The organism is Streptomyces sp. WAC 04229 (assembly GCF_003947455.1).
GTDB lineage: Bacteria > Actinomycetota > Actinomycetes > Streptomycetales > Streptomycetaceae > Streptomyces.
This window is the reverse complement of the sequence record NZ_QHJH01000022.1, coordinates 21206-45201: the sequence shown is the minus strand read 5'-3', so window position 1 is coordinate 45201 and position 23996 is coordinate 21206. Positions and strand designations below refer to the sequence as shown.

Here is a 23996-nt window from a genome sequence, read left to right as displayed (position 1 = left end):
CGCGCGGGTCGCCGGCGGGTCAGGTGAGTTGCACGAGCAGGTCGCCGCCCTCGACCTGCTGGATGCGGTTGATGGCGAGACGGCTCACCGTGCCGGCCTTCTGGGCGGTGATCGTGGCCTCCATCTTCATCGCCTCGATGGTGGCCACGGTGGCACCGGCCGCCACCTCGTCGCCCTCGGCGACGGCGAGGGTCACCACACCCGCGAAGGGCGCCGCGACGTGGCCGGGGTCGGTGCGGTCCGCCTTCTCGGTGACCGGGACGTCGGAGGCCGCCGAGCGGTCGCGGACCTGGATGGGCCGGATCTGCCCGTTGAGCGACGACATCACGGTGCGCATGCCGCGTTCGTCGGCGTCGCCGACCGCCTGGAGTTCGATGAGCAGCCGCACGCCGGGGTCCAGGTCGACCGTGTACTCCTTGCCCGGACGCAGCCCGTAGAAGAAGTCCTTGCTGTCCAGGACGCTGGTGTCGCCGAACGACGCCCGATGGGTGTCGAACTCGCGCGCCGGCCCGGGGAACAGCAGCCGGTTGAGGGTCGCCCGGCGTTCCTTGGCCAGCCCCGTGCGGTCGTCGGCGCTCAGCTCGGGCACCGGCTTGGCCTCGGCCCGCCCCCGCAGCGCCTTGCTGCGGAACGGCTCGGGCCAGCCGCCGGGCGGGGTGCCCAGCTCGCCGCGCAGGAAGCCGACGACCGAGTCGGGGATGTCGAAGCGGTCCGGCTCCGCCTCGAAGTCCGCCGGGGAGACGCCGGCGCCCACCAGGTGCAGGGCCAGGTCGCCGACCACCTTGGAGGAGGGCGTGACCTTCACCAGGCGGCCCAGCATCCGGTCGGCGGCCTCGTACATCGCCTCGATGTCCTCGAAGCGGTCGCCGAGACCGAGCGCGATGGCCTGGGTGCGCAGGTTGGAGAGCTGCCCGCCGGGGATCTCGTGGTCGTAGACGCGGCCGGTCGGCGAGGCGAGGCCCGCCTCGAAGGGCGCGTAGACCTTGCGGACGCTCTCCCAGTACGGCTCCAGGTCGCCGACGGCCCTGAGGTCGAGGCCGGTGGGCCGGTCCGTGTGGTCGGTGGCGGCCACGATCGCCGACAGGGACGGCTGCGAGGTGGTGCCGGCCATGGACGCCACCGCTCCGTCCACGGCGTCCGCGCCGGCCTGGACGGCGGCCAGGTAGGTGGCGAGCTGACCGCCGGTGGTGTCGTGGGTGTGCAGGTGCACCGGCAGGTCGAACTCCCTGCGCAGCGCGGACACCAGGGTCGCCGCGGCCGGGGCGCGCAGCAGTCCCGCCATGTCCTTGATCGCGAGGACGTGGGCGCCCGCATCGACGATCTGCTCGGCGAGCCGCAGGTAGTAGTCGAGGGTGTAGAGCCGCTCGGCGGGGTCGGACAGGTCGGCGGTGTAGCAGAGGGCCACTTCCGCGACGGACGTCCCCGTCGCCCGTACGGCCTCGATGGCGGGGCGCATCTGCTCGACGTCGTTGAGGGCGTCGAAGATGCGGAAGATGTCGATGCCGGTGGCGGCGGCCTCCTGCACGAAGGCGTCGGTCACCTCGGTCGGGTACGGGGTGTAGCCCACCGTGTTGCGGCCGCGCAGCAGCATCTGGAGGCAGATGTTGGGCACGGCCTCGCGCAGGGCGGCCAGTCGCTCCCACGGGTCCTCGGCGAGGAAGCGCAGCGCCACGTCGTAGGTGGCACCGCCCCAGCACTCCAGGGACAGCAGTTCGGGCAGGGTGTGGGCGACCACCGGGGCGACGGCGAGCATGTCCTTGGTGCGCACCCGGGTGGCGAGCAGCGACTGGTGCGCGTCCCGGAAGGTGGTGTCCGTGACGCCGATGGTGGACGACTCGCGCAGCCGGCGGGCGAAGCCCTCGGGGCCCAGCTCGGCCAGCAGTTGCCGGGAACCGGCCGGGGGCTCCCCCGCGGGCACCGCCCGCAGCTTGGTCATCGGGTCGATCAGCTCGGGGCGCTCGCCGTGCGGCTTGTTCACGGTGACGTCGGCGAGGTAGGTCAGCAGCTTCGTGCCGCGGTCGGCGGAGTGCCGGGCGGTGAGCAGGTGCGGGCGCTGCTCGATGAACGAGGTGGTGACCTGGCCCGCCTGGAAGTCCGGGTCGTCCAGGACCGCCTGGAGGAACGGGATGTTGGTGGCGACGCCGCGGATGCGGAACTCGGCCACGGCGCGCCGGGCGCGGTTGACCGCGGTGGTGAAGTCCCGGCCGCGGCAGGAGAGTTTGACCAGCATCGAGTCGAAGTGGGCGCTGATCTCCGTACCGGCGTGGGTGGTGCCGCCGTCGAGGCGGATGCCCGAGCCGCCGGGCGAGCGGTAGGCGCTGATCTGCCCGGTGTCGGGGCGGAAGCCGTTGGCCGGGTCCTCGGTGGTGATGCGGCACTGGAGGGCGGCGCCGCGCAGGGTGATGTTCTCCTGCGCGAGTCCGAGGTCGGCCAGCGTCTCACCGGCGGCGATGCGCAGCTGGGCCTGGACGAGGTCGACGTCGGTGACCTCCTCGGTCACCGTGTGCTCGACCTGGATGCGGGGGTTCATCTCGATGAAGACGTGGTTGCCGTCGCGGTCGACGAGGAACTCCACGGTGCCGGCGTTGCGGTAGCCGATCCGCCGGGCGAAGTTCACCGCGTCGGCGCAGATCCGCTCGCGCAGGGCGGGGTCGAGGTTGGGCGCGGGCGCCAGCTCGATCACCTTCTGGTGGCGGCGCTGCACCGAGCAGTCCCGCTCGAAGAGGTGGATGACGTCGCCCTGCCCGTCGGCGAGGATCTGCACCTCGATGTGGCGGGGCTCCACGACCGCCTTCTCCAGGAAGACCGTGGAGTCGCCGAAGGCGGAGGCGGCCTCCCGGGAGGCCGCCTCGACGGCCTCCCGCAGCTGCTCGGGGTCCTCGACCCGGCGCATGCCGCGCCCGCCACCGCCGGCGACCGCCTTGACGAACACCGGGAAACCGATGTCGTCGGCGGCGCGGACGAGTTCGTCCACGTCGGTGGAGGGCGCGGAGGAGCCGAGGACCGGTACGCCGGCCTCGCGTGCGGCGGCCACGGCACGGGCCTTGTTGCCGGTCAGTTCCAGGATCCCGGTGCCGGGCCCGACGAAGGTGATGCCGGCCTCTTCGCAGGCGCGGGCCAGCTCGGGGTTCTCCGACAGGAATCCGTAGCCGGGATACACGGCGTCGGCCCCCGCGCGGAGCGCCGCGCGGACGATCTCCTGCACGGAGAGATACGCGCGCACCGGATGCCCCGGCTCCCCGATCTCGTAGGCCTCGTCGGCCTTCAGCCGGTGCAGCGAGTTGCGGTCCTCGTGCGGGAAGACGGCGACGGTGCGCGCGCCGAGCTCGTAGCCCGCCCGAAACGCGCGGATCGCGATCTCACCGCGGTTGGCGACCAGCACCTTGCGGAACATTCTTGATCCCTTCAGCCTGCCGGGTGACGAGACCATCGTGTCGGGGCCACCTCTGGTACGCCATGTGAGCCGGGCCACTCAAGGCCCGCGTTTCCCGCGGGCCGGTTCACACGTCGGAGTCGATACCGGTGACGACCGAGGGTCCGAGCGGTGTGCTGTCGCGGTCCAGGCCGGCGGCGCGCAGGGCGGAGTCCGCGACCTCCTGGGCCCGCCCCTCCGCGTGGGCGCGGGTGTCGGCCTCGACGGTGAGACGCATGGTGAAGGTGCCGTCGTCGTTGACCGAGAGGGCGTCCAGGTCCTCCTCGTCCCCCAGGTGGGTCCGGTGCGGGTCGTCGGGGCGCAGCGCGCGGGCGAGCGCGTCCGTCGTGTCGTCCTGGACCGCACCGGTGAACGTCCCCGGCACCGAGATGACGTATGTCGTCATGGCACTCCTCCTTTTGACCCCCTCCGCCTACCCGGATACGGCCGCGGGATCCGGCCGGAGGTGTTCTGTCACCCCAGGGCGGCGGTGAGGCGGTGGCGCAGGCGCTCCACGCCGACCGGGGTGCGGAAGGGGGCGGCGACGGCGCAGCCCGGAAGTGCCGCCCTGGCCAGGGTGGTCAGCAGGGCCCGCGGGCCGCTGTCGAGGTAGGTGGTGACGCCCGCCCGGCGCAGCGCGTGCAGCGTGGGGTGGAGGGCCATGGGCTCGGTGAGGTGGGCGGCGGCCAGGGAGCGCAGCTGAGCCGGGGTGCCCAGGGGACGGTCCGTGACAGTCGTGTACACGGCGAGAGCGGGTGGTGCGACGCGCTGCGCGCGCAGGAGGCGGCGGAAGGACCGGTGGACGTCGATGAGCAGGGGGTGGTGGTAGGCGGTGCGGCTGGTCAGCGGCGTGGCGCGGTGGCCGAGTGCGCGGGCCGCGCGCGCCGCGGTGGCCAGCTGGTCGTCGGGGCCGGCCAGGACCGTCTGGGTGGGCGCGTTGCGGGCGGCGATCCGCACCCGGGCCAGCGCCCGGGTGCGCAGCAGCTCCGCTGCCCGGTCGGCGGTCAGGTCGGTGCACAGCAGGCCCGCCGCGGGGAGCGCGGCGTCGCGCAGCAGCCGGTCGCGCAGGTGCAGCAGCCGGACGCCTTGTTCCAGGGTGAGTACCCCGGCTGCGGTGAGAGCCGCGAGGTCGCCCATGCTGTGGCCGAGCACCGCGTGGACGGGCCGGGCGGCGAGGTCGAGCAGGACGACGGCCAGGGCGGTCACCGCGGTGTAGGTGGCCAGGTCGAAGGCGAGGGGGTCGGTGTGCAGGAGCTGGTCGGGGTCGGGCGCGCCGGGGTCGGTGAGGAGACGGGCGACGGGTGGCCCGGTGGCGCCGAGGGCGGTGCTGTGGGCGTCCACCCTCCGCAGTACGTCCGCCACGGCCGGCAGGTCCCGCAGGTGGCGCAGCGCGCCGGGGAGGTAGGCCCCCTGGCCGGGGCACATCAGCACGGTGCGCGGTGTGTCTCCGGTGAGGGCGGGACCGTCGTGGCTCATGGGGCGCCGGTGAAGGCGAGCGCGACGTTGTGGCCGCCGAATCCCATGCTCGTGGTGACGGCCGCGAGGGGTCCGGGAGGCAGTGCCGCGGGGCTGGGTCCCACGACGTACAGGTCGATCTCGTCGATCTCGGGGTCGAGGCGTTCGAGACTGCACGCGGGCGGTGCGGTCCGCTCGCGCAGGGCGAGCACGGTGAGGACGGCCTCGACGGCGCCGGCCGCCCCGAGCGTGTGCCCGAAGGCGGCCTTGGTGGCACTGACCGCCACGTCCTTGATGCCCCCGGCGAAGATCCGGCGCAGGGCCTGTGCCTCGCCGAGATCGCCGAGCGGTGTCGACGTGGCGTGGGCGTTGACGTGCCGGACCTGCCCCGGACGGAGACCGGCGTCGCTCAGGGCCTCGTCGACGGCGGCGGCGCAGCCCGTTCCGCCGGGCGCGGGCTGGGCGACGTGGTGGCTGTCGTTGGTGATGCCGGCTCCGGTCAGCCGGCCGTGGACGCGGGCGCCGCGGCCGGCGGCGTGCGCGGCGCTCTCGACGACGAGCATGCCGGCGCCCTCGCCCATCACGAAGCCGTCCCGTTCGGCGTCGAAGGGTCTGGACGCGCCCTTGGGGTCGTCCAGGCGCCGGGAGAGTGCCCGCAGCCGCGCGAACCCGGCGAGGGCGAGCGGATGCAGGGCTGCTTCGGCACCGCCCGCGACGACGATGTCGGCACGGCCGTCCCGGATCATGCCGAGGGCCTGGGCGAGGGCCTCGGCACCGGAGGCACAGGCGCTGACCGGGGCGTGCACCCCGGCCTTGGCTCCCACCATCAGTCCCACCTCGGCCGCGGGGTGGTTGGGCAGCATGACGGGGATGGCGCGCGGGCTCACCCGCCCCGGGCCCCGGGTCCGGAGGCGGTGCTCGTGCTCCAGGATGCTGGTGAAGCCGCCCAGCCCGGTCCCCACGACCACGGCCACCCGCGAACCGCCCGCGGAGAGGGACGACGGGTCCTCGAATCCGGCGTCGCGCGTGGCCTCACGCGCGGCGACCAGGGCGAACTGCGCCGAGCGGTCGCAGTGCGCCGCCTTGGCGGAGGGCAGCGCGGTGCCGGGATCGACCGCCGCGGGCGCCGCGAGGTAGGTCTGCGCGGGGCCGTCCGGCGTCGCGAATTCGACGCGCTCGATGCCGCACACGCCGTCCAGCAGGGCCCGCCAGGTGGTGGGGACGTCGCCGCCCAGCGCGGTCGTCATGCCCAGCCCGGTGACGACGGCGTCCCGCTCGTGGCGGTCCGGGCCGGCCGCGTCTCGTGGGCTCACGCGGTTCCGCCCGTGGGAGCGGCGGCGATCTCGGCCAGGTGGGCGGCGATCTGCCGGACCGTCGTGAGCTGTTCCGCCTGTTCCTGGGACACCTCGATCTGCCAGCGGTCCTCGATCGCGGCGATCAGCTCCAGCATGGCCAGCGAGTCGACGCCCAGGTCGTCCTTGAGGGACGAGTCCGGTACGACTTCCTCGACGGACAGGTCCTCGACGGTGGCGGCCAGCAGTTCCCGCAGTTCGTCGAGCAGTTCGCGTTCCTCGGCGGTGGATGCCATGTCGGTTCCTCCTTCTCGTCCGGCGACCTGCCGGACGCACGCCGTCAGGCTGTCCGGCGCTCCGGCACGGCAAGCGCCCCGGAGGGGGTGACAGCGGGGTGCCGGGAGCACATGAGGGGCGTCGGCGGACCCCCGTGTCCTCCCTTCACGTTGAGGCGCCCCGCCGCGGGGCGAGGGCTGCGGGCGGTGAGCGCGTAAAGAGACCGCCTGGACCGGCCGGCCGGGGCCGTCGGTTCCTCAGCGGACTTTGGCGGCTCTTTTAAGGCTTTCTGAAGATGACCTTCGAACGGCCGTTTCCCGCCGTTCGGGTCCTAGGCTCTCGAACACCCCCCACAGTCCCGGTGGGCGCGGTCGCGTCCACCGGGTCCGGGTACGGGGTTCCGACAGCCGACAGACAAGCCGAGGTGTCCTGCGCATGGGTTCCCGCCGAGCCGCTCGCCCGTCCCGCTCCCACGCCCGCCCCCGCGGCGGGTTCCGGACCCGCGGTACCGCGCTGGTGCTCGGCGCGGTCACCCTGACGGCGGGTGTCGGGATCACCCTGGCGGTCGCGGACGGCGACGACGGCGGGGCCTCGGACCAGGTCAGCGCGAACGCCGCCGGCCAGACGCCGGACGCCGAGGACGCGGCGGGCGGCGCGTCGCCCCCGACGTCCCCGTCCGCGAGCCCGACCACCACGGCGAGCGGTTCGCCGAGCGCGAGCGCGGAGCCGACGAAGAAGCCGAAGAAGACGGCGAGCCCGTCCACCAGCGCCGCGAAGGCGGACCCTCCCGCGTCACGCACGCCCGGGAAGGTGACGGCGAAGAGCGGCGGCGACCGCTCGGCGGGCGGCGACGGGGGGTCGGACAGCGGGTCGGGGTCGGGTTCGGGCTCCAGTGGGCCGAGCGGTCCCGAGGCCCAGGTCCTCGCACTGGTGAACGAGGAGCGGGCCGCCGCCGGCTGCGCGCCCGTCACCGCCAACGACAAGCTGACCCGGGCCGCGGACGACTACAGCGACGTCATGGCGAGCAGCGGTGTGATGTCCCACACGGGCCCGGACGGCTCCACGATGACGAGCCGCGTCGAGGCCGCCGGTTACCAGTGGTCCACGCTCGGCGAGAACATAGCCCGCGGTCAGGCGGACGCCGCGGCGGTGATGGACTCGTGGATGAACAGCGAGGGCCACCGCGCGAACATACTCAACTGCTCCTTCAAGGAGCTGGGCGTCGGCGTCCACGTCGGCGACGGCGGCCCCTGGTGGACCCAGAACTTCGGCGCGAGCCGCTGACCCGCGTCACCGCTGAGCGCCCTCGCGGGCGCCGGCGAGCACGAACGACACCCGCACCCGCGCGCCGCCCATCGGCGCGCGGGTGATCGTCAGTTCACCGTCCGCCGCGCGGGCCGCCCGGGCCACGATGTCGAGGCCGAGCCCGGTGGAGCCGCCGACGCTGACGCCCCTGGTGAGCGCCGCCTCGGGATCCGACACGCCCGGCCCGGCGTCGTCGACGGTGAGGAAGACGTACCGCTCCTGCCGCTCCACGAGCACCGTGAAGGCGGTGCCCTGCGGGGTGTGCCGGAAGACGTTGCCGATCAGGGCGTCGACGACGGCCGCGAGGTCGTCCTCGGGGAACGCGACCGGTGCCGGGCGCGGAGTCAGCGAGCGCTGGTACGCCCGGCCCTGCTGACCCGCGAGGACGGACCAGAAATCCAGGCGCATGGCGACCACCTCGGCGACGTCGCACGGTTTCCCCGTGCCCGCCGCCCCGCCGAGCTGCGCCGCGGCCAGGGGGGTGCGCGCCGCCGCGATGATCGCGTCCAGCTCGCTCTCCAGCTGCCCGGCCGCCTCCGTGACCCGCCGGGCGCTCGGGGTCGCGCCCATCCGGTCGGCCTCCAGGTAGAGGGCGGTCAACGGGGTGCGCAGCCGGTGGGAGAGGTCGGCGACCAGCTCGCGTTCGACGGCCAGCAGGTCCACGACCCGGTCGGCCATGCTGTTGAACGCCACTCCGGCCTCCTGTAGTTCGGGCGGCCCGTCCGGTTGCACCCGTACGTCGAGGTCGCCGGAGCCGAGGGCGAGCGAGGCGCGCTTGAGGCCGCGCGAGGAGCGGACGACGCGGGCGCCGAGCCGGTCGGCGACCAGCACCGAGCCACCGACCAGGCCGAGGGCGAGCAGCGCCATGACGCCCCACGAGGCGGCGACGCCCCGGGTGAGGTCGGCGGCGGGGACGTAGGCCTCGACGACCGCGACCCGGTCGCCGCGCAGGACGACGGGCTGGAGGTAGACCCAGCCGTCGCCGGTGTCGACGGCGAGCGTCTCGCGCCCTCTGACCGCCCGGTCGAGCGCGCTCTCGGGGGCGTGCGGGGTGCCGACGAAGCCGCCGTCGGGGAGCCGGACCACGAGCTGGTCGGACGAGCCCAGCTCGGCGACGGCCTGCTGCACGTCGGCGCGCCGGGTGGTGAGGGCGAGCACCGGCGACAGGGCGGAGGCACGCTGCTCGGCGGCGGTGGTGACGCGGTCCCGGGCCTGTTCGCGCACGAGCAGGGCGAGCGGGATGAGGAACGACAGCGCCACCATCGAGGTGACGGCCAGGGCGATCCCGGCGAGGGCACGTCTCATGGCGAGCTGACCAGTTTGATTCCGATGCCGCGCACGGTGTGGAGATAGCGGGGCTTGCGCGCCTTCTCCCCCAGTTTGCGGCGGAGTGCGGAGAGGTGGACGTCCACCGTCTGGTCCTCCACGTACGGCTGCTGCCACACCTCGGCGAGTATCCGCTGCCGGGACATGACCTGGTCGGCGTTGGCCGCGAGGTAGGCGAGCAGGTCGAACTCGCGGCGGGTGAGGGGCAGTTCCCGGCCGGCGAGGTGGGCGGTGCGGGCGGTGGCGTCGATGCGCAGGTCGGCGACCTGGAGGACGGGCTGCCGCGCCGCGCGGACGTCGGCGGGCACCGAGCGGCGCAGCACGGCGGCGAGGCGGGCGGCGAGCTGGCCGCCGGAGAAGGGCTTGACCATGTAGTCGTCGGCCCCCGCGTTGAGCAGCCGGATCACCTCGGTGTCGTCGTCGCGCGCGGTGGCGACCAGCACCGGGACCCGGGAGATGCCCCGGATCATCCGCAGCACGTCGAGCCCGTCGAGGTCGGGCAGCCCGAGGTCGAGCACGACGATGTCCGGCGGGCTCTGGGTGATCTCGCGCAACGCCTCGAAACCCTGGTGCGCGGTCTTCACGGCGTAGCCGTGCCCGGTCAGGACCTCGATCAGCGCGGCCCGGATCACGGGGTCGTCCTCGACGACAAGTACGGAGGCCATGGGCAGGCACGTTAGCCGGTCCGTCACTATGGTGTCGTGCCCCGCCTTCTGCGCTACCTGATCATCTGGCTGTCGTGCACGGCGGCCAGTGTCACGGCCGTCATCATCACGATCCACTTCGTGGTGGGCTCGACCCGGCCGACGGCACCGGTCGCGCAGTCGGCGCCGAAGGAGCCGCCGGCCTCCCCCGCGCCCAGGCCGTCCAGGACCGCGAAGCCCTCCCCCAGCGCCTCGCCCACCAGCCGGAAACCCAGCCCGACGCCGTCCCGTACGAGCACGAAGCCGCCGAGCCCGGCTCCGAAGCCCACGCCGACCGCGCCCACCACCTCCCCGCGACCGCCGGGCGGCGGAGGCGACCCGGGGTGCGAGGAGGGCGGCGCGGGCGTCTACACGGTGCCTTCGGAGGGCGGCAAGGCGACCGTGCGGTTCGGCGGTTCCGGGGTGTGTCTGATCTCGGCGGTGCCGAACCAGGGCTTCACGGTGAGCACGGAGCAGAGCGAGCCGGAGAAGCTGACGGTGACGTTCTCGGCGAGCCGCCACCGCTCGGAGGTCACCGCGACGACGCGGCCGCAGAGCCAGGCCAACGTGCGTGAGGTGTCGTGGTGACGTCGGTCACGCCGTGGCGCAGGCGGACCCGTTCAGACGGAACGCGGCCGGGGCGGTGTTGGCGGCGCCCTTCCCGGCCGTGAAGCCGAGGGTGACCGTGGAGCCGGCCGGGATGGTGGCGGTGTAGGAGGCGGGGGCGACGCTGACCGCGCCGGCGTTCTGGGTGGCGGTGCCTCCCCACATGTTGGTGATGGTCTGGCCGTCCGTGAAGGCGAACGCCAGCGTCCAGGGGGCGATGGCGGCGGTGCCGGTGTTGCGGACGGCGATCTCGCCCTGGAAGCCGCCCGGCCACTCGCCGACGACCCGGTATCCGACGGAGCAGGCCGCGCCCGGGGTGCCGCCCTCGTCGGTGGTGACGCCGACGGTGGCCGAGCGGGCGGAGCGGTTGCCCGCCGCGTCCCGGGCGTAGACGGCGAAGGTGTAGGCCGTGCCCGCGGTGAGGCCGGTCACCGTGGCGGTGGTGCTCGTGGAAGCGGCGACCCGGGTCTCGGCGCCGCCGGCGACGCGGACGACGTCGTAGCCCCTCACGCCGGTGTCGTCGGTGGACGCGGCCCAGGTGAGCGTGACCGACGTGTCCGTGACCGCGGAGGCGGCGGGCGCTCCGGGTGCCGTCGGGGCCTCGGTGTCGCCCGGGGTGCCGCCGCCGTAGACGGTGGCCTCCTCGGCGGTCTGGGCGATGCCGTCGACGCCGTGGAAGATGCGCTCGCCCCAGGAGCTGAGCCGGCTGGGGTCGAAGTCGAGGGCGAGGTCGAGGACCGGGTCGGTGTTGCCGCTCCAGGACCAGGCCAGGTAGCCGAGGTCGAGCTGCTCGGCGGTGGCCATCATGGTGTCCTCGTCCGGGTCGCCCCACTGGTCGGCGGGGCCGCCGAACTCGCCGATGAGGATGGGCAGTCCGGCGTCGACGAAGGCGTTCAGGTAATCGGTGATCTCCTGGGCCGTGTCGTAGACGCTGTACATGTGGATCGAGAAGATCAGGTTGCCGGTGGGGTCGGCGTCGTACACGGACCGCGCGTTGGCCCGCATGACGCCCTGCCAGTCCTGGCCCCAGTTGGGCGCGTCCACCATGATCGTGTGCTGGAAGCCCGCGTCGCGCAGTTTCTCGACCGCCGCGATGGTCGGCCCGGTCCAGCCGGCGGGGTCGGTGTTGCCCCAGGGCTCGTTGCCGATGTTGACGACGACGTAGTCCTCCTGGCCGGCCAGCACGTCCTTGAGGCCGATCCAGTAGTCGGCCGCGTGGTCGAGGGTGCCGGCCGCGGCGTCCTCGCCGTAGCCGGTGGTGTCGTGCACCTCCAGCACGCAGATCAGCCGGTTGGCCTTGCACTGTCCGACGACGGCGGCGACGTCCTCGGGGCTGTTCTCGCTCCAGCGGTGCCCGTCGGACAGGACGACGCGGACGGTGTTGGCGCCCAGCGCCTTCACGTCCGCGAGGGACTGCGTCTCGCCGGGGTACCAGGTGTGGGCGTGGTTGACCCCGCGCATGACGAAGTCGTTGCCGTTGCCCTCCAGTAACCGGCCGTCGCTGATGTGCAGGCCGGTCGCCTGCGCGGCGGCAACCGACCGGGCCACTGCCACGGAGGGGCAGAGAGCGCCGGCGACGACCAGCCCGAGCAGGGCGGCCAGCCCCGCCATGAGCCGGGCCAAGGGGCGTTTCGACGTGTCTCGTCTTGCTGTGCGCACGGCGACTCCAGGAGTAGTGCGGATACGGGAAGACATGGTGTGGGAGCGCTCCCACACCACGCCCCATCCACTCACTGCGCCGCGTACACGTCAAGACGTCGCACAGAAAACGCTTGCCCCGCCGTCCAGCGTCTCCGGACGGCGGGGCGGTCCGGCCGCGGCCGCGGGTCAGCCCTCTTCGCGCAGGCCCCAGGGGGACCCGTACTCGGTGAGGAGGTCGAGGAAGGGGCGCGGCGGGAACGCCTCGGGACCGAGGACCCCGGTGCCCTGCCAGGCGCCGGTGGCGAGGAGTTCGAGGGCGACGACCGGGTTGACGGCGGTCTGCCAGACGACGGCCTGGGAACCGTACTCGCGCATCGACCACTCGTTGTCGACGACGTGGTACAGGTACACCTCGCGCGCCGCGCCGCCCCGACTGCCCCTGACCCAGGTGCCGGCGCAGGTCTTGCCGGTCATCCGGTCGCCCAGGCCGGCCGGATCGGGCAGGCAGGCGGCGACCACGTCGCGCGGGGACACGCCGACCGGGCCGTCCGCGCCGGGCACGGTCACCTCTGCGGTGGAGTCCAGGCCGAGTTCGTGGAGGGTCCGCAGCTTGGCGATGAAGTCCTCACCGAGGCCGTACTTGAACGTCACGCGCCGGGCGTCCACCCAGCGCGGGATGAGCAGGACCTCCTCGTGCTCGACGTTCACGCACTCCACGGGGCCGATGCCCTCGGGGAAGTCGAAGGTCTCGGGCTCGCTGAACGGCGCGGTGGTGAACCAGCCGCGGTCCTTCTCGAAGACGACCGGCGGGTTGAGGCACTCCTCGATGGTGGTCCAGATGCTGAAGGAGGGCGCGAAGTCGTAGCCCTCGACGGTCAGGTTCGCGCCGTCGCGGACCCCGATCTCCTCGATGTCGTCGAAGAGTTCGTCGGCGGCGTACCGCGCGAAGACGTCGGACAGGCCGGGCTCCACGCCCATGCCGACCAGGGCGACCCGGCCGGACTCGTCCCAGCGGCCGGCCAGGGCGAACTGGTCGTCGCCGAGCTTCACACCGCACTCCTCGTGCGGGCGGGAGGGGTGCGGGACGGACAGCGACATCGCCATGTCGAGGTAGTGCGTCCCGGCCGCCAGTGCCGCCTCGAACAGGGGCATCACGAAGCGCGGGTCCGTGGCGTTGAGCAGGACGTCGCAGCGCTGCTCGGTGAGCATCCGGCGTACGGCCTCGCCGTCCGAGGCGTCCAGCCGGCGGGCGCTGAAACGGTCGCCGTCCCCGCCGAGCGCGGCGACCGCCGCCTCCGCACGGGCGAGGTCGTAGTCGGCCACGACCATGTGGGTCAGGAACCGCCTGCGGGCCGCGATCCTGGTGACGGCGGTACCGACACCGCCCGCGCCGACGAGGAGTACACGCATGTCGGACACCTTTCTGGCTCGTCACGGAAGACGGGCGCCTCCCGGGTACCCCCGATGGAACGGGAGCCCGAACGGTAAGGTCAACCGTGTTGGCATAAGGCCGCCGCGGTGGCGGTGGCGGTCGCGGTGACGAGGAGGAGTGCGATGCCGAAGCCGGTGGTACGGGACGAGGCGCGGCGCAGGCGGCGGCCGACCCGGCAGGGCACGGTGCTGTCCGAGACGCTCATCGTGGACACCGCGCTGCGGCTGCTGCGCGAGCACGGCGGCAGCGGCCTGACCGCCCGGCGCCTGGGCCTGGCGCTGGGCGCGGATCCGAGCACCCTCTACCGGTACTTCGCGGGGATGGACGACCTCACGCGGGCCATCGGCGACGAACTGATGGGCCGGGCCCTGGGGAACTGGACGGCGACCGGTCGGTGGCGTGCCGACCTGCGGGCCCTGGGCCTCGCCATCCACTCGGCCTACCTGGCCCACCCGCAGGCCGCCGTGCTCACGGCGAGCCGGGTCACCGGGCGCCCCCGGGAGATCGCGGTGGACGAGACCATCCTCGGCATCCTGCGCGGCGCCGGTCTGCCGGACGAGGACGCGGCCCGGATCTACCACACCTTCATCGACCAGAGCCTGGCCTTCGCGGCGCTCGACGCCGGTGCGCTCGCGCTGACGGAGGAGAGCCGGACGGCGGACGAGGACATGTGGGCCACCACGTACGCACGCCTGCCGGCGACGTCGCACCCCCACATCGCCGCCACGGCCCCCCTCCTGGCCCGGCGGATGCCGCACAGCGCCTACCCGGTCGCCCTGGAGATGCTCCTCGACCACATGGCGGCGCGTCTGGAGCCGTGAGGGACGCGCTCTCACCGCGGGAGGACGGCTCGGCCCCGCTCAGTCCACGGTCACCACCACGGAGTGCCATCCGCTCGCGCCGTCCGGCACGGTCCCGGTGCGCTTCTCGGTCTGTACCTCGCCGGTGCGGTCGGTGGCCCGGACGGTCAGGGTGTGGCCGCCCTTCGTGGCCTTCCAGGCGTAGGACCACTGGCGCCACGTGTCGCGGGAGTCCTCGGCCGCGAGGGTGGCCTCCCGCCAGGGGCCGTCGTCGACGCGGATCTCCACCTTGTCGACGCCCCGGTGCTGTGCCCAGGCGACGCCCGCGACCATCACCGTGCCCGCCTCGGGCCGGCCGAACGGCTTCGGCGTGTCGATCCGGGACTGGGTCTTGATCGGGGCCTCGCGGGCCCAGTCGCGCTTGACCCAGTAGGCGTCGTAGTCGTCGAACCTCGTCAGCTCGATGTCCTGGATCCACTTGCAGGCCGAGACGTAGCCGTAGAGACCGGGCACGAGCATGCGGACCGGGAACCCGTGGTCGAAGGGCAGGGGTTGGCCGTTCATCCCGACGACGAGCATCGCGTCGCGGCCGTCCATGACGTCCTCCACCGGGCTGCCGATGGTCATGCCGTCCGTGGAGCGGGCGACGAGCTGATCGGCGGGGCCGCCGGCCGACGGCGGCCGCACGCCGCACTCCTGAAGGAGGTCGGCCAGCCGGACGCCGATCCAGCGGGCGTTGCCCACGTACGGGCCGCCGACCTCGTTGGAGACACAGGTGAGGGTGATGTCGCGTTCGATCAGCTCGCGCCGCAGCAGGTCGTCGAAGGTCAGGGTCTTCTCCCGGGTGACTCCCTTGCCGTGGACGCGCAGCTTCCAGGTCGTCGCGTCGACCTTGGGGACCACCAGGGCGGTGTCGACCCGGTAGAAGTCGCTGTTGGGGGTGAAGAAGGAGCTGACCCCGGCGACCCGTACCCGGGCGCGGCGGGGCACGGCGGGGGCGCCCGAGGCGGGCCGCGGCAGGGTGAGGTCGTCGCGGGACGCGACGGCTGCGCGGCCGCCTGCGCCGCTCAGGGCCCGGCCCAGGACACCGGCCCCGGCCGAGGCGGCGGCAGCGGCGGTCGCCGCGATCACGAACCGGCGCCGGTCCCAGTCCTCGCCCTGCCCCTCCGGGACGTCCCGGCCCGGTGCGGGCAGACGGCCGACGAGGAAGTACAGGAGCAGCGCCCCGGCGGCCGCCCCCAGCACGGAGGGCAGGGCGTCCGTGAGGCCCGTGGAGTCGGGCCGGCCGAGGGCGGCGGCGGCGCCGACGACACCGAAGACCAGGACGCCCGCGGCGCCCGTCCGCCGGTGGCGGAGGGCGAGCAGGCCGAGAGCCAGGGCGAAAAGCGTCAGGACGGCGAGGATGCCGAGCTGGAGGACCAGTTTGTCGTCGGTGCCGAAGGAGCGGATCGCCCAGTCCTTGACGGCGGCCGGCGTCCGGTCGATGGCGGCCCCGCCGACCGCGACGACCGGACCGGCCTGCGGTCGCACGGCCGCCGCCGCCAACTCGGCGGCGGCGAGCGCCGCGCCGCCCGCCAGCAGACCGCTCAGCGCCCCCGGTCCGAGACGCGCCCGTGCCGGGACCGGATGATGGCGCGGGGTCCTGTCGTCGTCACTCACGTCGGTAATCCGGGGCCGGACGGCGGGCGGATTGGTGACCGCGCGTGTCCGGCCCGAAGGCGAGACGCAGGACCGACCGCATGGCGTGCCGTATCGCCGCGCGTGCCTCGTCGGTCCGGTCGATGGTCTCGAAGCCGTGGTGGCCGTTCGGCACGTCGATCACCTCCACGTCCGCGCCGTGGTCCTTCGCCGCCGCCAGGAACTCCTCGACGGTGGCGGCGATCTCGGGCATCTCCCGTCCCACCCGGGTGAGTACGAGGGGCAGCGCCCCGGCGTTCGCCAGCGCCCGGGCCGGGTGGAAGCGGGTGCCGGACAGACCCCAGTTGGGGAGCGGGGCGAGGACCGGGTACGTGGCGGCGAGGCAGCGCAGCCACGCCGGGGGCGCGGACAGCCAGTCGACGGTGAGCAGGCCGCCGCCGGAGAAGAACCACAGTGCGATCCGGTCGGCGTCCACCCTGGGATCGGCCCGGACCAGTTCGACGGCGGCGGCCACGTCGGCGGCGGCCCGCTCGTAGTCGCCGAGGTCGTGCAGCCGGTGGTCGAGGAGCACGCCCACCGCGCCTTCCGCAGCCGCGTACCGGGCGTGCCCGGTCAGTCCCGGCCAGCCGCGCGGGGTCGGGGTCGCGTCGGCGGGTACCGGACCGCCGTGCACGAACACCACGGCGGGGCGCGGCTCCTGGGCGTCGGGCAGGTACAGGTCGACGTTGCCGTGCCGTTCCCGGGGGACTTCGGGGACGTCCAGCAGGAACGGCCTCAGGTGCGCGGGCGGTTCGGCGGCGTCGACGGGCGTCAGGCGGTGTCCCTCGCCGGCCGCGGCCCGCAGCAGTACGTCGCCGAGTTCGGCCGGGCGGGAGAGCATCGGCCAGTGCCCGGTGGGGAGTTCGAAGAACGTCACGCGGCGGTCGGTCAGGGCGCGCAGCGCGGGATCGCCGAGGCCCACCAGCATCTGGATCAGTTCGATGCTGGTGCCGTTGCCGGTGCAGAGCACTCCGGTGGAGGGCACCGTGTCGACGGCGCCGGTCAGCCGCAGCGGCTGGAGCAGGGTGCCGAGCGGCTGCGGGGCGGCGAGCGCGGTGAGCCGGTCCAGGGCCGCGGCCGGGACGCCATCGGTGCTGCCCCAGCGCTGCCACGCGTCGTGGGCCGCCGGGGGCGGCAGCAGTCCGTCGTGGCTCTCCTCCCCGCCCAGCCGCTCGCGCAGGGACTGGTCGGGCACCGCGGCCAGCGCCGGGACCCCGTCCCGCGGCAGGCCCGAGTCGAGGTGCACGATCCGGGCGACGCGGTCCGCGCGCCGGTCGGCGGCGCCGACGGCCGGGTGGATGCCGTAGTCGTGCCCCACCAGGACGACCTTGCCGTCCGGCCCGGTCTCCACCGAGTCGATCACCGCGAGTACGTCCGCGATGTGGGTCTCCAGGTCGACGCCGGTGCCCGGCGCGGCGCGCGGCCCGTCGAGCCCGGTGAGGGCGACGGTGTGCGCCCGCGCGCCGGCGGCGGTGAGGCGCGCGGCGGTGTCCTGCCAGATGTGGGTGCCGGTGAACATGCCCGATACCAGGATGAAGGTGGTCATGGTCGCTCCCTCGTCGCGGAGTCCGGTACGGCGTCGCAGCGATGCCGTACGTCCGCGGACCGGGCCGATCACCGGTCCGCGTTCGCGGGTACGGTAGGAACTCCCCCTGAGGGAGGTTCAAGTGGTCACGTCGTACGACGATCTGTGCGGCATCGGCGAACTCGCCGAGCGGGCGGGTGTCACCGTCAAGACCGTCCGCTTCTACTCCGACGGCGATCTGCTGCCGGAAGCCTCCCGCAGCACGGGCGGGCACCGGCGGTACGGCCCCGAGGCGCTCGACCGGCTGCGGTTGATCCGGTCGCTGCGCGCGCTGGGTCTGTCCGTGCCCGAGGTGCGCCGGGTCCTCGAGGAGGAGGACGAGACCGGTGGACGGGGCGGCGAGGGCGGAACGCTGGAGGCCGCGGTCGCCGGACGGTTGCGCGAACTCGGCTCGGAGCTGCGGGCGATGCGCTGGCGGGAGGCGGCGCTGCGGCTGGTGCAGGAGTGCCCGCCCGGGGATCGGGCCGGCCGGCTGCGGCTGATCGGCGCCGTGTCCCTGCCGCCCAGCACGGCGCCGCTGGTCCGGTTCTGGCGCGGCTGGCTGCCGGCCCGGATGCCGGCGCCCGCGGCCGCGGCGTTCCTGGACGTGGCGGTTCCGCAGCCGCCCGACGACCCCGCCCCGGACCAGCTGCTGGCCTTCGCCCGTCTCAACGCCCTCACGCTCGCCCCGTGCCCGGGCACCGCGCAGCCGCAGCCCGAGGCGCACCGGGTCTCCGGGGCCCGGGGTGCGGCCGTGCTGTACGCGGGGCTGGCGGAGGCGTACGAGCTGGCCGGTGTGCACCTGCGCCGGGACCGGGAGCCGCGGCCCGGCGAGGCGCTGGACGGTTTCGTCGCCGCGTACACGAGCGCGTACGGCGTCCGGGACACGCCGGGCTTCCGGCACCGGCTCGCCGGGCAACTCGCCGCCGACCCGCGGCTCGACACCTACTGGGAACTGGTCTCCCAGGTGCGTACGCCGCCGGGTGGCAGGCCCGAGCCGACCCCCGGGGCCGCGCACGACTGGCTGCTCGCGGCGCTGGCCTCGGAGACCGGGGCGTTCGGGGAGACCAGGGAGGCCGTGGGTCAGGGCACGTCGCCGCGCCAGTCGAAGCGGCGTGGGTCCCCCGGCCTGGGCGCGTACGCGGAGCGGCCGCCCGCGCCGTAGTGGCCGATCTCGGTGGCCAGGGACACGCCCCGGCCGCGCTCCCGGTCGGTGAGGTCCGTGACGTCGAGCAGCAGGCCGTCCAGGGGACCGCCCACCAGGTGCGCGTACACGCGTCCGGCGCGGGGTCCGGGGCTGTCGTGATCGGCGCCGTAGACCCTGCCCCGCATGAACTCCACTTCATCCATGACGCGCAGCCTCGCATCCGCCACTGACAACGGCCGGGGTCCCGGGCCGGGCCGGGCTAGAGCGGCGGGTCGTCGAGGAGTTGCAGGAGGCAGCGGGCGGCCGCCTCGGCGGTGGCGGCGCCGGCGGCGCCGGACGCGGCGGGGAACAGCCTGCCGTAGGCGGCCGCGCGGCCGAGTGCGCTGAGCCGCCAGGCGAGGCCCACCGCCCTCCGCAGGTCCGCCGTGCTCCGGCCGGCGCCGGTCCAGGGCTCCAGGTAGGCGTCACGCAGGCGGGGCAGTACCCGAGGCCCGTGTTCCTCGCGGGCCCGGCGGGCGGGGACGGCCAGGCTCGCGAAGGGGTGGGAGACGATGGCGTCGCCCCAGTCGAAGAACGTGAACCTGCCGGGCCCGGGGCGGAACACCTGGCCGTCGTGCAGGTCGGCGTGGTCGAGGGAGTCCGGGACGCCCAGGGCCGTGAGCTCCGCGCACCAGTCCGGCAGGCGGGGGCGCAGCTTCCGCAGGCTCGCGCGTTCGTGCGGTGGCAGCGGGGTGTCGTCGATCCGGTCGAAGACGCCGGGCAGCGCGGTGACGGGAACGCCGGGTACACCCAGCCGCGTGATCGTGGGGGTGTGCGGGGTGAGGGCGTGCTGCACGGCCGCGTACTGGCGCACCAGTTCCTCCCAGGCGCCGGGGCCGGCCGTCCCCGTGCGAGGACGTCCCGGAAGAGCGGTCCTCCGTCGGGGAGCAGCGACCAGCCGCGGCGGGCGTCCACGGCCAGCGGCTCCAGTACCCGCCCGGGCACCCAGCGGGCCAGTGCCTCGGTCAGGGCGCCTTCGAAGGCACTGGCCGGCGGATTGGCCTTGAAGCAGACCGCGTCACGTCCCTCGACGGGCACGCGGACCAGGACGGACCACGGGCGCAGCCGCACCCGCCACTCCCCCGCCGGTCGCAGGCCCCGCGCGGCCAGCGCGCCCGCCGTCCAGGCGAGCGCGTCGGCCCGCCAGGGCCGCTCCTCCCAGGGGGTCACGGCATCCTGGTACCGCCCCCGGTCCACCACCACCGGCACGTCACCGAGCATCACGCCATCCCAGCACCGTGTGCCGCGGGCGGCCAGCGCTTTTCGCACCCGTCCGGGCCGGCCGGTGTGCACCGGCCGGCCCGGACGCCGGTGGATCAGGCCAGGTCGAAGCGGTCCAGGTTCATGACCTTGACCCAGGCGGCGACGAAGTCGTGCACGAACTTCTCCTTGGCGTCGTCGCTCGCGTAGACCTCGGCCAGCGCCCGCAGCTCGGAGTTGGAGCCGAAGACCAGGTCGGCGCGGCTGCCCGCCCACTTGACCTCGCCCGTGTCGGCGTCGCGGCCCTCGAACGTGGTCTGGTCCTCGGACGTCGACTTCCACGTGGTGCCCAGGTCGAGCAGGTTGACGAAGAAGTCGTTGGTCAGCACGCCGGGGGTCCGGGTGAGCGCACCGAGCTGGGACTGCTGGTGGTTGGCGCCCAGGACTCGCAGTCCGCCGACCAGTACGGTCATCTCGGGGGCGCTCAGGGTCAGCAGGTTCGCCCGGTCGAGCAGCAGGTACTCGGCCGGCAGGCGGTTGCCCTTGCCGTGGTAGTTGCGGAAGCCGTCGGCGACCGGCTCCAGTGCCTCGAACGACTCGGCGTCGGTGTGCTCCTCCGTCGCGTCGACGCGGCCCGCGGTGAAGGGGACCTCCACCTGGAAGCCGGCCTCCTTGGCCGCCTTCTCCACGGCGGCGGAGCCGCCCAGGACGATCAGGTCGGCGAGGGAGACCTTCTTGCCGCCGGAGTTGAACTCCTGCTGGACGCCCTCCAGGACCCGCAGCACCTGCGCCAGCTCGTCGGGCTCGTTGACCTCCCAGCCGCGCTGCGGCTGCAGGCGGATGCGGGCGCCGTTGGCGCCGCCGCGCTTGTCGCTGCCGCGGAAGGTGGACGCCGAGGCCCACGCGGTGGACACCAGCTGCGCGACGGACAGGCCCGACTCGAGGAGCTTGGTCTTGAGCGTCGCGACGTCCTCGGCGCCGATGGCCTCACCGTCGGGCTCCGGCAGCGGGTCCTGCCACAGCAGGGTCTCCTCGGGGACCTCCGGGCCGAGGTACAGGGACTTCGGGCCCATGTCGCGGTGGGTCAGCTTGTACCAGGCGCGCGCGAACGCGTCCGCGAATTCCTCCGGGTTCTCGTAGAACCGGCGGGAGATCGGCTCGTAGATGGGGTCGAGGCGGAGCGACAGGTCGGTGGTGAGCATCTTCGGGCGGTGCTTCTTGGACGAGTCGTGCGCGTCCGGGACGATCTCCGGGGCGTCCTTCGCCACCCACTGGTTGGCGCCGGCCGGGCTCTGCTCCAGCTCGTACTCGTACTCGAACAGGTTCTTGAAGAACCCGTTGCTCCACTGGGTGGGGGTCGTGGTCCAGGTGACCTCCAGGCCGGAGGTGATGGCGTCCCCGCCCTTGCCCGTGCCGTGGGTGCTCTTCCAGCCCAGGCCCTGCTGCTCCATGGAGGCGGCCTCGGGGTCGTCGCCGACGGCGTCGGCGGGACCGGCGCCGTGGGTCTTGCCGAAGGTGTGGCCGCCGGCGATCAGCGCGACGGTCTCCTCGTCGTTCATCGCCATGCGGCGGAACGTCTCACGGATGTCGCGGGCGGCGGCGATCGGGTCCGGGTTGCCGTTCGGGCCCTCCGGGTTGACGTAGATCAGGCCCATCTGGACGGCGCCGAGCGGGTTCTCCAGCTCGCGGTCGCCGGTGTAGCGCTGGTCGTCGAGCCAGGTGGTCTCCGGGCCCCAGTAGACGTCCTCCTCGGCCTCCCAGACGTCGGCGCGGCCACCGGCGAAGCCGAAGGTCTCGAAGCCCATCTGCTCCAGGGCGACGTTTCCGGTGAGGACCAGCAGGTCGGCCCAGGAGATGCTCTGGCCGTACTTCTTCTTGACCGGCCACAGCAGGCGGCGGGCCTTGTCGAGGTTGCCGTTGTCCGGCCAGCTGTTGAGCGGGGCGAAGCGCTGCTGGCCGGCGCCGGCGCCGCCGCGGCCGTCGCTGATGCGGTAGGTGCCCGCGCTGTGCCAGGCCATGCGGATCATGAGCGGGCCGTAGTGGCCGAAGTCGGCGGGCCACCAGTCCTGGGAGGTGGTGAGCACCTCGGCGATGTCCTGCTTCACGGCGGACAGGTCGAGGTTGCCGAACGCCTCGGCGTAGTCGAACTCCTCACCCAGCGGGTTGGCCACGGCCGGGTTCTTGGCGAGGATCTTCAGGTTGAGCCGCTCCGGCCACCACTGACGGTTGCCGCCGCCCTGCGTGGGGTGCGGGGCGCGTCCGTGGGCGACCGGGCAGCCCCCCGTCTCCTCGGTTTTCGCGTCGGTGACGATGGCGTCGTGGTTCTCGGACATGCGAGGGAAATCCTTCCGAACGGGGCGGATCAAGGTGCTGGGGAACTGCCGGGGGTGGAGCAGTCGGGGCACAGGCCCCGGTAGATGACCTCGGCCTCGTCTATCGCGAAGCCGTGGTCGTCGGAGGCGGTCAGACAGGGCGCGTCGCCGACGGCGCAGTCGACGTCGGCGAGGGCTCCGCAGGACCGGCACAGGACGTGGTGGTGGTTGTCGCCGACCCGTCCCTCGAACCGCGCCGGGCTGCCGGGCGGCTCGATGCGGCGCACGAGCCGGGCCGCGGTGAGCGCGTGCAGGGCCTCGTACACGGCCTGGAGGGAGACCTGCCCGACGCGTCGGCGCACCCCGGACGCGACCGCCTCGGCGTCGAGGTGGTCGCCCTCCCGGACCGTCTCCAGCAGCGCGACGCGGGCGGCGGTCACCCGCAGGCCCACCGCGCGCAGCTCGGCGGCGGTGGTCTGGTTCCGGGAGTGCCGGGATGCCGTCATGGCCGTGAACCTACTCCCTGGAACACGAATGACTCAAGGAAACGAACGATTCCATTCTTGGTTGTCGTCCAGGTCATCGTCCGGCACCGGCCGTCCGGGTCCTGTCCGGCCGGGGCCGGATGATCGTGGTAGACAACCTGCGTGGCGGGCACTGGCAGGGGATGCCCCACCCGCACGTGACGACAGGAATGAGTGGCCGGTGCTTCTGAAGACGTTCCGCTGGGCTTTCGCCGTCACCGCCCTCGGCCTGGCCGTGGGCGTGCTCTACGACGGCTGGACGGCGCTCGGCATCGTGGCGATCCTCTCCGTCCTGGAGGTCTCGCTGTCCTTCGACAACGCGGTGATCAACGCAGGGATCCTGAAGAAGATGAACGCCTTCTGGCAGAAGATCTTCCTCACCGTGGGCATCGTGATCGCCGTGTTCGGGATGCGGCTGGTCTTCCCGGTGGTGATCGTGGCGATCAGCGCGCGGCTGAGTCCCTGGAGCGCGGTGCATCTCGCGCTCACGGACAAGGAGCGCTATCAGGAACTGGTGACGGACGCGCATCCGTCGATCGCCGCCTTCGGTGGCATGTTCCTCCTGATGATCTTCCTCGACTTCGTCCTCGAGGACCGGGAGATCAAGTGGCTCGGTTGGCTGGAGCGCCCGCTGGCCAAGCTCGGCAAGGTCGACATGCTGTCGGTCTGCGTCGCCCTGGTCGTGCTGCTGGTCTCCGCGATCACTTTCGGCGCCCACGCCCACCAGCACGGCGGCATCCACGCCGACAAGACGGAGACGGTCCTGCTGGCCGGTGTCGGCGGTCTGATCACCTACATGGTCGTCGGCGGGCTCTCCGGCTTCTTCGAGCAGAAGCTGGAGGACGAGGAGGAGCGCGAGCACGACGCGGAGCGGCAGGCGGAGCGCGGCCAAGGCTCCGGTTCACCGGTCAAGCTGGCCGGCAAGGCCGCGTTCTTCATGTTCCTCTACCTGGAGGTCCTGGACGCGTCGTTCTCCTTCGACGGCGTCATCGGCGCCTTCGCCATCACCAACGACATCGTGCTGATGGCCCTCGGCCTCGGCATCGGCGCCATGTACGTCCGGTCGCTGACCGTCTACCTGGTCCGCCAGGGCACCTTGGACGACTACGTCTACCTGGAGCACGGCGCCCACTACGCCATCGGCGCCCTGTCGGTCATCCTGCTGGTGACCGTCCAGTACGAGATCAACGAGATCGTCACCGGCCTGATCGGCGTGGTCCTGATCGGCTCCTCCTTCTGGTCCTCGGTACGCCGCAACCGCGCGCTGCGGACCGCCTCCTGACGCTCCGAACGGGTGCGCTACAT

20 protein-coding genes and 1 pseudogene are annotated in these 23996 nt (G+C 73.5%); 5 read left to right on the top strand and 16 right to left on the bottom strand.

The window, feature by feature from the left end; all coding sequences use genetic code 11:
- Positions 1–19 precede the first annotated feature (19 nt).
- The 5 genes from DMH12_RS09425 to DMH12_RS09405 form a co-directional block, all read right to left on the bottom strand.
- Positions 20–3394: a pyruvate carboxylase gene (locus DMH12_RS09425; RefSeq protein ID WP_125491103.1), complete on the bottom strand. Its 3375-nt coding sequence runs from the start codon at positions 3392–3394 to the stop codon at positions 20–22.
- Between the two features lie 106 nt (positions 3395–3500).
- On the bottom strand, positions 3501–3818 hold the full coding sequence (locus DMH12_RS09420; RefSeq protein ID WP_125491102.1) for a hypothetical protein: 318 nt from the start codon (positions 3816–3818) through the stop codon (positions 3501–3503).
- Positions 3819–3886: 68 nt separating this feature from the next.
- Entirely contained in the window at positions 3887–4888 is a 1002-nt protein-coding gene (locus DMH12_RS09415; protein ID WP_125491101.1) for an ACP S-malonyltransferase, read from the bottom strand.
- The gene (locus DMH12_RS09410) at positions 4885–6180 is read right to left on the bottom strand and encodes a beta-ketoacyl synthase (RefSeq protein ID WP_125491100.1); all 1296 of its coding nucleotides are present in this window, start codon (positions 6178–6180) and stop codon (positions 4885–4887) included. The genes DMH12_RS09415 and DMH12_RS09410 overlap by 4 nt, the downstream gene beginning before the upstream one ends.
- Positions 6177–6455: an acyl carrier protein gene (locus tag DMH12_RS09405; RefSeq protein WP_125491099.1), complete on the bottom strand. Its 279-nt coding sequence runs from the start codon at positions 6453–6455 to the stop codon at positions 6177–6179. Before DMH12_RS09405 ends, DMH12_RS09410 begins: the two co-directional genes overlap by 4 nt.
- A 415-nt stretch (positions 6456–6870) precedes the next feature.
- On the opposite strand from DMH12_RS09405, the gene DMH12_RS09400 reads away from it, so the two are divergent.
- A complete protein-coding gene (locus DMH12_RS09400) occupies positions 6871–7719 on the top strand; it encodes a CAP domain-containing protein (RefSeq protein ID WP_125491098.1) in 849 nt (282 codons plus the stop codon).
- 6 nt (positions 7720–7725) lie between these two features.
- On the opposite strand, the gene DMH12_RS09395 is transcribed toward DMH12_RS09400, so the two are convergent.
- The 3 genes from DMH12_RS09395 to DMH12_RS39705 are packed head-to-tail and all read right to left on the bottom strand — an operon-like array spanning position 7726 to position 10054.
- Positions 7726–9045: a HAMP domain-containing sensor histidine kinase gene (locus DMH12_RS09395; RefSeq protein WP_125491097.1), complete on the bottom strand. Its 1320-nt coding sequence runs from the start codon at positions 9043–9045 to the stop codon at positions 7726–7728.
- On the bottom strand, positions 9042–9731 hold the full coding sequence (locus DMH12_RS09390) for a response regulator transcription factor (RefSeq protein ID WP_163016167.1): 690 nt from the start codon (positions 9729–9731) through the stop codon (positions 9042–9044). The genes DMH12_RS09395 and DMH12_RS09390 overlap by 4 nt, the downstream gene beginning before the upstream one ends.
- A 53-nt stretch (positions 9732–9784) precedes the next feature.
- Positions 9785–10054: a hypothetical protein gene (locus tag DMH12_RS39705; RefSeq protein WP_260474152.1), complete on the bottom strand. Its 270-nt coding sequence runs from the start codon at positions 10052–10054 to the stop codon at positions 9785–9787.
- 70 nt (positions 10055–10124) lie between these two features.
- Between DMH12_RS39705 and DMH12_RS09380 the strand changes: the two genes are divergently transcribed.
- Positions 10125–10337 carry a hypothetical protein gene (locus tag DMH12_RS09380; RefSeq protein WP_125491096.1) on the top strand — a complete coding sequence of 71 codons (213 nt, stop codon included), beginning with the start codon at positions 10125–10127 and terminating at the stop codon, positions 10335–10337.
- Positions 10338–10343: 6 nt separating this feature from the next.
- On the opposite strand, the gene DMH12_RS09375 is transcribed toward DMH12_RS09380, so the two are convergent.
- Both DMH12_RS09375 and DMH12_RS09370 read right to left on the bottom strand, forming a co-directional pair.
- Positions 10344–11966: a cellulase family glycosylhydrolase gene (locus DMH12_RS09375; protein ID WP_185832216.1), complete on the bottom strand. Its 1623-nt coding sequence runs from the start codon at positions 11964–11966 to the stop codon at positions 10344–10346.
- Between the two features lie 216 nt (positions 11967–12182).
- Positions 12183–13406: a saccharopine dehydrogenase family protein gene (locus tag DMH12_RS09370; protein WP_125491094.1), complete on the bottom strand. Its 1224-nt coding sequence runs from the start codon at positions 13404–13406 to the stop codon at positions 12183–12185.
- A gap of 144 nt (positions 13407–13550) precedes the next feature.
- Between DMH12_RS09370 and DMH12_RS09365 the strand changes: the two genes are divergently transcribed.
- A complete protein-coding gene (locus DMH12_RS09365; RefSeq protein WP_125491093.1) occupies positions 13551–14249 on the top strand; it encodes a TetR/AcrR family transcriptional regulator in 699 nt (232 codons plus the stop codon).
- A gap of 39 nt (positions 14250–14288) precedes the next feature.
- Here DMH12_RS09365 and DMH12_RS09360 read toward each other — a convergent pair whose 3' ends face one another.
- On the bottom strand, positions 14289–15887 hold the full coding sequence (locus tag DMH12_RS09360) for a molybdopterin-dependent oxidoreductase (RefSeq protein WP_125491092.1): 1599 nt from the start codon (positions 15885–15887) through the stop codon (positions 14289–14291).
- The gene (locus DMH12_RS09355; protein WP_125491091.1) at positions 15880–17451 is read right to left on the bottom strand and encodes an alpha/beta fold hydrolase; all 1572 of its coding nucleotides are present in this window, start codon (positions 17449–17451) and stop codon (positions 15880–15882) included. Before DMH12_RS09355 ends, DMH12_RS09360 begins: the two co-directional genes overlap by 8 nt.
- A 121-nt stretch (positions 17452–17572) precedes the next feature.
- Between DMH12_RS09355 and DMH12_RS09350 the strand changes: the two genes are divergently transcribed.
- Positions 17573–18634 carry a MerR family transcriptional regulator gene (locus tag DMH12_RS09350; RefSeq protein WP_125491090.1) on the top strand — a complete coding sequence of 354 codons (1062 nt, stop codon included), beginning with the start codon at positions 17573–17575 and terminating at the stop codon, positions 18632–18634.
- Here the strand turns inward: DMH12_RS09350 and DMH12_RS09345 are convergent.
- From DMH12_RS09345 to DMH12_RS09330, 4 genes and pseudogenes are all read right to left on the bottom strand, one after another.
- A complete protein-coding gene (locus DMH12_RS09345) occupies positions 18553–18819 on the bottom strand; it encodes a hypothetical protein (protein ID WP_125491089.1) in 267 nt (88 codons plus the stop codon). The two genes, DMH12_RS09350 and DMH12_RS09345, sit on opposite strands and share 82 nt — an antisense overlap.
- 56 nt (positions 18820–18875) lie before the next feature.
- Positions 18876–19876, bottom strand: a pseudogene (locus DMH12_RS09340) (aminoglycoside phosphotransferase family protein).
- 95 nt (positions 19877–19971) lie between these two features.
- Entirely contained in the window at positions 19972–22188 is a 2217-nt protein-coding gene (gene katG, locus DMH12_RS09335; protein WP_125491088.1) for a catalase/peroxidase HPI, read from the bottom strand.
- A 29-nt stretch (positions 22189–22217) separates the two neighbouring features.
- On the bottom strand, positions 22218–22673 hold the full coding sequence (locus DMH12_RS09330) for a Fur family transcriptional regulator (RefSeq protein WP_125491087.1): 456 nt from the start codon (positions 22671–22673) through the stop codon (positions 22218–22220).
- A 199-nt stretch (positions 22674–22872) separates the two neighbouring features.
- Between DMH12_RS09330 and DMH12_RS09325 the strand changes: the two genes are divergently transcribed.
- Positions 22873–23973 carry a DUF475 domain-containing protein gene (locus DMH12_RS09325; RefSeq protein WP_125491086.1) on the top strand — a complete coding sequence of 367 codons (1101 nt, stop codon included), beginning with the start codon at positions 22873–22875 and terminating at the stop codon, positions 23971–23973.
- Positions 23974–23996: the final 23 nt, after the last annotated feature.

Excerpts from the sequence above, each read along its gene's own strand:
- DMH12_RS09425 (WP_125491103.1), bottom strand. The coding sequence starts at position 3,394 with ATGTTCCGCAAGGTGCTGGTCGCCAACCGCGGTGAGATCGCGATCCGC.
- DMH12_RS09420 (WP_125491102.1), bottom strand. The coding sequence starts at position 3,818 with ATGACGACATACGTCATCTCGGTGCCGGGGACGTTCACCGGTGCGGTC.
- DMH12_RS09415 (WP_125491101.1), bottom strand. The coding sequence starts at position 4,888 with ATGAGCCACGACGGTCCCGCCCTCACCGGAGACACACCGCGCACCGTG.
- DMH12_RS09405 (WP_125491099.1), bottom strand. The coding sequence starts at position 6,455 with ATGGCATCCACCGCCGAGGAACGCGAACTGCTCGACGAACTGCGGGAA.
- DMH12_RS09400 (WP_125491098.1), top strand. The coding sequence starts at position 6,871 with ATGGGTTCCCGCCGAGCCGCTCGCCCGTCCCGCTCCCACGCCCGCCCC.
- DMH12_RS09395 (WP_125491097.1), bottom strand. The coding sequence starts at position 9,045 with ATGAGACGTGCCCTCGCCGGGATCGCCCTGGCCGTCACCTCGATGGTG.
- DMH12_RS09390 (WP_163016167.1), bottom strand. The coding sequence starts at position 9,731 with ATGGCCTCCGTACTTGTCGTCGAGGACGACCCCGTGATCCGGGCCGCG.
- DMH12_RS09375 (WP_185832216.1), bottom strand. The coding sequence starts at position 11,966 with ATGGCGGGGCTGGCCGCCCTGCTCGGGCTGGTCGTCGCCGGCGCTCTC.
- DMH12_RS09370 (WP_125491094.1), bottom strand. The coding sequence starts at position 13,406 with ATGCGTGTACTCCTCGTCGGCGCGGGCGGTGTCGGTACCGCCGTCACC.
- DMH12_RS09365 (WP_125491093.1), top strand. The coding sequence starts at position 13,551 with ATGCCGAAGCCGGTGGTACGGGACGAGGCGCGGCGCAGGCGGCGGCCG.
- DMH12_RS09355 (WP_125491091.1), bottom strand. The coding sequence starts at position 17,451 with ATGACCACCTTCATCCTGGTATCGGGCATGTTCACCGGCACCCACATC.
- DMH12_RS09345 (WP_125491089.1), bottom strand. The coding sequence starts at position 18,819 with ATGGATGAAGTGGAGTTCATGCGGGGCAGGGTCTACGGCGCCGATCAC.
- katG (WP_125491088.1), bottom strand. The coding sequence starts at position 22,188 with ATGTCCGAGAACCACGACGCCATCGTCACCGACGCGAAAACCGAGGAG.
- DMH12_RS09330 (WP_125491087.1), bottom strand. The coding sequence starts at position 22,673 with ATGACGGCATCCCGGCACTCCCGGAACCAGACCACCGCCGCCGAGCTG.